A 6,999-nucleotide genomic window follows, 5' to 3' on the forward strand; every position below is an offset into this window, starting at 1 on the left:
AACAGCTCTTTTTTATTGCCCGCCCGCGCGGGATAATTCCCGCAGCACGGGAATCGTCAGCGCGGCGGACAGCACGAACGAGCACAGGTCGGATAGCGGCTGGCAGAGCTGCACGCCGAATAGCCCGGCGAAGTACGGCAAGATGAGCGCAAGCGGGATGAAAAACAGCCCCTGCCGCGCGGCGGCGACGATGCTGGCGCGCACGGTCATCGCGATGTTTTGCAGCAGCATGTTGCACAAGATGACCCAACCGAGCAGCGGGAACGACAGGCATTGCAGCCGGAGCGTGCGCGCGCCGATTCGGATGACTTCGGGGTCGTCCGCGCGGAACAGGGCGACGAGCTGCGGCGCGAAGACCGCCCCCAGCACCGCCAGCGCGACCAGCACGCCGGACGATACCTTAATGCAGAACCAGAACCCGCGCGTGACGCGGTCGTAGCGTTTTGCGCCGTAGTTAAAGCCGCACACGGGCTGGTAACCCTGCCCAAAGCCGATGAGCGCCGAAGAGGCAAACTGGCTGACGCGCGTGACCACGCTCATCGCGGCGATGGCCGCGTCGCCAAACGGTCTGGCCGCGGTGTTGAGGCAGGTGATGGCGACGCTGGCAAGCCCCTGCCGGCACAGGCTGGGCACGCCGCCGCCCACGATGGCGAGAAATCGCGCGCGGCTTGGGGAAAACAGGCGCAGACGAATGGGGATGCCGCCCGACTGCCGCACGCCCCAGAGCAGCAGCACAAAGCTGACGAGCTGGCTCAGAATGGTTGCAATGGCCGCGCCCGCGATGCCAAGGCCGAACACGAAGATGAACAGCGGGTCAAGCGCGATATTGAGCACGCCGCCCGCCACCAGGCCGACCATCGCATAGGTCGCGTTGCCCTGCAGGCGGAGCTGGTTGTTGAGCACGAGCGCGGCGGTCATGTAGGGCGCGCCGATCAGGATATAGCGCAGATACGAGCGGGCAAACGGGAAGATCGTACTGGTCGCGCCAAGCAAATGGCACAAGGGGTTCTGAAATAACAGGCCGAGCGCCAAAATGAGCAGGCCGGCCACGAGCGAGGAGAAAAACCCGGTCGACGCCATGCGTTCGGCCTCCTCCTCGTGCTGCGCGCCGAGCTGGCGTGAAATATAGTTGCCCGAGCCTTGGCCGAAAAAGAAGCCGACCGCCTGGATAATCGCCATCAGCGGGAACACGACGCCGACCGCGCCGGTTGCGCTCGTGCCGATTTTGCCGACGAAAAACGTGTCCGCCATATTGTAAAATGAGGTGATGAGCATACTGATAATGGTCGGCACCGCCATGCGGCAGATGAGTGGTTCGAGCGGAGCCTCGGTCATTTCGCGGAATTTTTGCGCTTTTGCGCTTTCGTTTGCCGGCATAGCGCGCCTCCTGTGAATGCGTTATCTTTCTAATAGGATAAATCAATTTTTGCTTTTTTGCAAGCAGGCTTGACATATATCGAGGATCGATATATGATAGATATATCGGATATCGATATATAGGAGGACAGCAAATGAAAATCGACAAAAGCCTTATGGCGGGCAGTACGGCGCTGCTCGTGCTGCATCTGCTCACGGAGGACGACCTATACGGCTATCAAATGATCGAGCGTCTGCGCGAGCGGTCGGACGACACGTTTTCCATGAGCGCGGGCACGCTGTATCCGCTGCTGCACACGCTGGAAACGCAGGGGCTGGTGCAGTCCTATGAGCAGGCGGCGGGCGGCGCGCGCATGCGCAAATATTACCATCTGACCGAGGGCGGCCGCGCGCGCCTTGCGGAGAAGACCGTCGAGTGGGAGGCGTTTTCGGGCGCGGTCGACCGTGTGCTGAAAGGGGGCGCGTCGCATGCGTTTGCCTGACGCTTTGCAAGGTTGGCTGTCCGCCGCGACCGGACAGATGCGCTGGAAGCGGGCGCGTCCCTGCGCGGAGCAGGAGCTGCGCGCACATCTTGAAGACCAATACGGAGCATTTCTCGAAGAGGGACTGGACGAGGTCGAGGCCGCGGAGCGGACGGTGCGCGAAATGGGTGACCCGGTTGAAACAGGAACGCGGCTTGACCGCGCTTGGCGTCCCGCGCCGGACTGGTTTATGCTGGGGCTTGTGCTCGCGCTGGCGGCGGTCGGCATGGTGCTGCAATATCATCTGCGGCAGCCTTGGGTGGCGTATATGGGAATCTCCTCCTCTCCACTTTCCATGGCCGGGATCTATGTGATTGGCGTTTGCTGTCTGCTTGCCGCGTATTTCGTGGACTATACGGTTTTAGGAAAACATATTCGTCTGCTGTATGGGCTGTGGTGCGCGGTTGGGGCGCTGATGGTGCTGGAAACACCGTTTCGGCAGATCATCAGCGGCGCCAATTTTTATCTGCGGCAATGGGTGTGGTTCTTCCCTCTGCTGTTTGCAGGCGTGCTGTATGCAAACCGGGGCAAAGGCACGTCCGGCGTTCAGCTGTGTCTCGCCGCCCTGCTGCCCCTGTGGTTCTTCTGCCTGACCGCTCCAGCGACGGGGGCGATGATCGTGATGACCGTTGTCTGCTGTGCACTGCTTGCGGGCGCGGTCTGGCGCGGGATGTTCGGAGGCAAGCGCAAAGGACAGCTTTGTTTGGCGTGCGCCCCGCTCATGGCGCTGGCAGCGGGTGCGGCTATGCTCATATGGCGGCTGCCGCATTTGCGAAACCGTCTCGCGGTGCTTTTCAATCCCACGCTAGACCGGGAGATGAGTGGATATCAGGGTTCGGTCGTCTGGGAGGCGCTGTTCGGCGGCGTGTTCCCTGCGGAGAGTCGGCAAGACGCGCTGCGTCTGATCGATATGGAGGGCGCGAACGACTTTTTCCTGACCGCCGTGAAATACCGTTGGGGCTGGCTCGCGTTCGCATTGGTTTTGGGCGCGCTGCTCGTGCTGCTCGTGCGCGGGCTGACGCTGGCACACCGGCAAAGCGGACTGCTCGCCCGGTATGTCAGCTTCGCGGTCGTGCTGACGCTCGCGGGGCAGACCACAGCCTACGTGATACAGAATCTGGGCTTTATGGCAGTTGCCGCTTACGGACTGCCGCTGCTGTCTTTCGGCGGTACATACCTGTGCCAGACCATGCTGCTGCTCGGCGTTTTGCTGTCCGCCCACCGGACGGGCAAGCTGCAAACGGGTGAAAACCCGCTCATACAGCGCGTTTCGTGATATAATAAAAGGACGATCAAAAAAGATCGTCCTTTTTTTCGTTTTGATGCAAGATAATCGCTCCCCCATTCGTATTGTAGGTGAAGAAGCGCTTCTCCAAAGGAGATGAACCAATGAAACAACTGGACAGAGCCGAGGCGGAACGGCTGGTGGATACCTATTCCGACCTGATCCTACGACTTTCCTACACCTACCTCAAATCGACGCACGACGCGCAGGACATTTGCCAAAACGTGTTTTTGAAGCTGCTGACAAGTAATCAAACGTTTGATAGCTTGGCGCATGAGAAAGCATGGGTCATCCGTGCGACCGCCAATGCGTGTAAGGATGAGCTTCGCGCGTTCCGCAGGCGTACAGCGCCGATCGAAGCGGCTTATGCATCCGCCGCGCCCGAGGCGCCGGACAGCGCGGTGCTCGATGCGGTGATGGCGCTGCCGGAAAAATACCGTGAGGCAGTCTACCTATATTACTATGAGGGCTATTCCGTCCGCGAGACCGCCGCACTTTTGGGGCGCAGCGAGGCCGCGGTCATAGCACACCTGAGCCGCGGCCGGCAAAAGCTGCGGGGCGAATTGGGAGGCGACTATTATGAACAAAGAGTATAATGATAACAAAGAGTATAACGAAGCGCTGAGCGGGCTGCGGTTTTCTGCCGAGGCAAAGGCCGGTATGGTGCAGAACCTGCTCGACGCTGCGGGGCAGCCGGTGAAACGGCGCGCCCGCCGTCCGCTGCCGCGCCTTGCGGTGGCTGGCATCGCGGCGGCGCTTGTGCTTTCGATCGGCGCGGGCGCGACGGTCGTCTATAACAAGCTGGCGAGCGAATCGTTCGCGGGCGTATTCGGCACGGCGCATACCGAGATTGTCGATAAGATCGGCCGTCCCATCGGCGCGAGCGCGACCGATAACGGCGTGACCGTGACGGCGGATGCGATCATCGGCGATAAATACAGCTATGCGGTCGTCTATACCATCACCCGCGACGATGGCACGGCGTTCGACCTCGAAGGAAATGAGTTCGGCTATCTGCCGCTGTATTTCGAGGAGTCGGACACATCAATCGGTCACTTGGGCGGTATGCACGGCGGCTCGTACTTTATCGATGAGACCCCTGGCGATAACGCGATCCAATTCGTAGAAATGCGGACGGCGGACGCGCCGCTGAAAGAAACCACGGCCAAGGCCAAGATGGAAAACCTGCGCTTTAACGACGGAGACGACGATTACCTGCTGGTCGAGGGTACATGGAAGCTTAAATTTGATTTCGCGTTTGAGGATGCTTCGCTTGATCTGGCCGCCGGACAGACGCTTGCGCTCAACGGTATGGACGTGGTCATCAACGAAATTACGCTCTCTCCGATCGGGCTGCAGGTGAATTACACGGTCGGCAGCGAGATTGAGTGGTCGAATGCACCCTCTGGCCGCGAGGATCCGCGCGACGCCGCGCAGTCGCGCCGCTATTTCGAGGATCTCCAGATCTTGCTGACCAAGACGGACGGCACGGTGATCGACATGTCGCAGTCGGGCGGCGGCATCCGGCCGAAGAACGGGAAAACTGAGTGCCAGAAGGGCGGCCTGTTTGACGAGATCTTGTCGATGGACGAAGTCGCATCGCTCACCGTTGGCGGCGTGGATATCCCGCTTTAATATTGGCATTGCAAAAGGCGTATCTGTACAGATACGCCTTTTCTGTTGGGTATCCGACATGATTTGATTTACAAACTATTTTTGCGGTGATACAATAGCAATAACAGAATTTCCATGAATTGCAAATGCGAAAGGTCGATGCTTAATGGATTACCGGGAACAGCCGCTTTTGCGTACAGACAGCTACGCAAAAATATTTTTATATAACACGCACGAAACGGTGGCCTGTGTGCCGCGCCATACCATCCGCATGAGTGAAAAAGTGAAGCCTGCGCTGCTTGAGCAAGCGGTTGGCCAGGCGCTTTTACGCTTCCCGCACATGATGCTGGCTATTGAGCCTACCGAAACCTCATTTCGCTATGTGCATAATGTGCGTCCGCCCAAAGTGCTTCCGTTCGACGGGGCGCGCACCCGCTATACCATCGGTTCGGCCGATACGGGCGGCTATCTGTTTCTGGTCGGCTATCAGGACGATACGATCACGCTGGAATACCAGCATTCCGTGTCAGACGGCCGGGGCTTTGAGGAGTTCATCAAGACCGTACTGTTTGAATACCTGCGGCTAGACGGCAAGCCGGTCGCGAACGACGGCACGGTGCGCGGCATGGACACGCGCTATTCGCCCGAAGAGAGCGCGGACGGCTATCGCCAGCTTGCTGACCGTGAGTATTCCTCCGAGGGCATCTGGAAAAAGCCAAAAGCTGCGCATGCTTGGGAGCTGACCGGATTGGGCGACGGGCCGGAGATCGTCAGCGAGGTCACATTCCCGTTTGCCGCACTGCATACTTATGCCAAGAAGATCGGTGTGAGCCCGCTTTCCATCGTCGCGCCGCTGTTTATGCGCGCGTTCGACCGGAAATTCGGCGGCGGGGACGAACCGGTGATCGCGCAGATCCCGGTCGACCTGCGCCCGCTGCTGCCGACCGCGACTACGCGATATTTCATCTGCTTTATCGATCTGCCCTATCTGCCCGAATACCGCGGCCTGCCGCTCGATGAGGTGTTCCGCCGCACAAGGGCGTTCCTCAAGACCCAGATGGAGCCGGAGCAGCTCATGTTCCGCGCCAAGGCCGCGTCCGACCGCTGCCGCGCGTTGCACGAGGCTGATATGCCGCTTGTGGAGAAATGCGCGGCGGGGCAGAAGCTGTGCCGTGATTTTGTGCTTGAGGACAGCTTCCTAATTACCAACGTGGGCGAGTTCAAGCTGCCCGAAAGCTGCCTGCCATACGTGCTCGACTACGGCGCAGTGCTGCCGACCGCTACGCAGCCGTTCGCGCTGCTGGTCAGCTCGTATAACGGGCAAATGAAGCTGTCCGTCGCGCAGCGCGACCACGATTTGGACGTGGTCAGCGAACTTGCGCGCGGCCTTCACGAGATCGGTGTGCATACGAAAATGCGCTCATATCCGTTCGCCGTCACGCGGTATGACGGAATGCCCTATACTCCGTAAAGAAAAAACGCCCTTCGGGGCGTTTTTTTTCGTTTTAGCTCAATTGTCTATAAGACGTTTTGGCGCGCCAGAAGATGTGAATTTTGACTCATATATAAGCGGACACCAGCAAGCTGTGCTTTGTCGCCGGTTGAGAAAAAAGAAGTCGTTGCGCTGCCGGGCAAACTGGCAGAGGCTGCTTTCTGCCGTTTAAAAGCAGCGGTAAGGATGTGATTGTGTGAGTCAATCCGGCTCCGCAGAGAGAGCACGTTGTGCATGGGTCGTCGCCGTTCCCACGAAGGGAGCGACAAGACCCGTAGTATCCCTTACCGTCTTCGATGACATTTCAATCCACGGTCCCGCGAAGGGAGCGACCGCCTTGCCCGGCGTGGGATCCCAGCCCTTGGGATTTCAATCCACGCTCCCGCGAAGGGAGCGACCAGGGAGGATATCAAAGCCTCGTTTATCTCGGATATTTCAATCCACGCGCCCGCGAAGGGAGCGACACCTACATAGACGCATGTATTAGACGGCGCGACATTTCAATCCACGCTCCCGCGAAGGGAGCGACGTATATCCTCGGCTGTCCCGCTAATCCGATAGAGATTTCAATCCACGCTCCCGCGAAGGGAGCGACACTATTACCTACCCCGATTTGAATGGGGTCGAAAATTTCAATCCACGCTCCCGCGAAGGGAGCGACGGGTAAGCTTGCCGCCGTGCTTGATCTGCCGAGAATTTCAATCCACGCT

At 59.1% G+C, this 6,999-nt stretch carries 6 protein-coding genes and 1 CRISPR repeat array; of the genes, 5 read left to right on the top strand and 1 reads right to left on the bottom strand.

The genetic code is table 11. The features are described from left to right. Window positions 1–12: 12 nt before the first annotated feature. Window positions 13–1,377 (bottom strand): MATE family efflux transporter, encoded by a 1,365-nt coding sequence (locus SO058_RS06070; RefSeq protein WP_320842096.1) that lies wholly within the window; start codon window positions 1,375–1,377, stop codon window positions 13–15. A 134-nt stretch (window positions 1,378–1,511) separates the two neighbouring features. On the opposite strand from SO058_RS06070, the gene SO058_RS06075 reads away from it, so the two are divergent. The 5 genes from SO058_RS06075 to SO058_RS06095 all read left to right on the top strand — a co-directional run bounded on the left by SO058_RS06075 (window position 1,512) and on the right by SO058_RS06095 (window position 6,268). After that, window positions 1,512–1,859, top strand: a complete 348-nt coding sequence (locus SO058_RS06075) for a PadR family transcriptional regulator (RefSeq protein ID WP_320842097.1) — start codon at window positions 1,512–1,514, stop codon at window positions 1,857–1,859. Beyond that, entirely contained in the window at window positions 1,846–3,174 is a 1,329-nt protein-coding gene (locus tag SO058_RS06080; RefSeq protein ID WP_320842098.1) for a permease prefix domain 1-containing protein, read from the top strand. Before SO058_RS06075 ends, SO058_RS06080 begins: the two co-directional genes overlap by 14 nt. Before the next feature lie 113 nt (window positions 3,175–3,287). Continuing rightward, on the top strand, window positions 3,288–3,779 hold the full coding sequence (locus SO058_RS06085; protein WP_320842099.1) for an RNA polymerase sigma factor: 492 nt from the start codon (window positions 3,288–3,290) through the stop codon (window positions 3,777–3,779). Continuing rightward, window positions 3,763–4,818, top strand: coding sequence for a DUF4179 domain-containing protein (locus SO058_RS06090; RefSeq protein ID WP_320842100.1), 1,056 nt, complete (start codon window positions 3,763–3,765; stop codon window positions 4,816–4,818). The genes SO058_RS06085 and SO058_RS06090 overlap by 17 nt, the downstream gene beginning before the upstream one ends. A gap of 145 nt (window positions 4,819–4,963) precedes the next feature. Beyond that, window positions 4,964–6,268 carry a hypothetical protein gene (locus SO058_RS06095; RefSeq protein ID WP_320842101.1) on the top strand — a complete coding sequence of 435 codons (1,305 nt, stop codon included), beginning with the start codon at window positions 4,964–4,966 and terminating at the stop codon, window positions 6,266–6,268. Window positions 6,269–6,590: 322 nt separating this feature from the next. Continuing rightward, a CRISPR array of direct repeats spans window positions 6,591–6,950; the repeat unit is 32 nt; unit sequence ATTTCAATCCACGCTCCCGCGAAGGGAGCGAC. Window positions 6,951–6,999 lie beyond the last annotated feature (49 nt).

This window comes from Agathobaculum sp. (assembly GCF_034098985.1).
Lineage (GTDB): Bacteria > Bacillota > Clostridia > Oscillospirales > Butyricicoccaceae > Agathobaculum.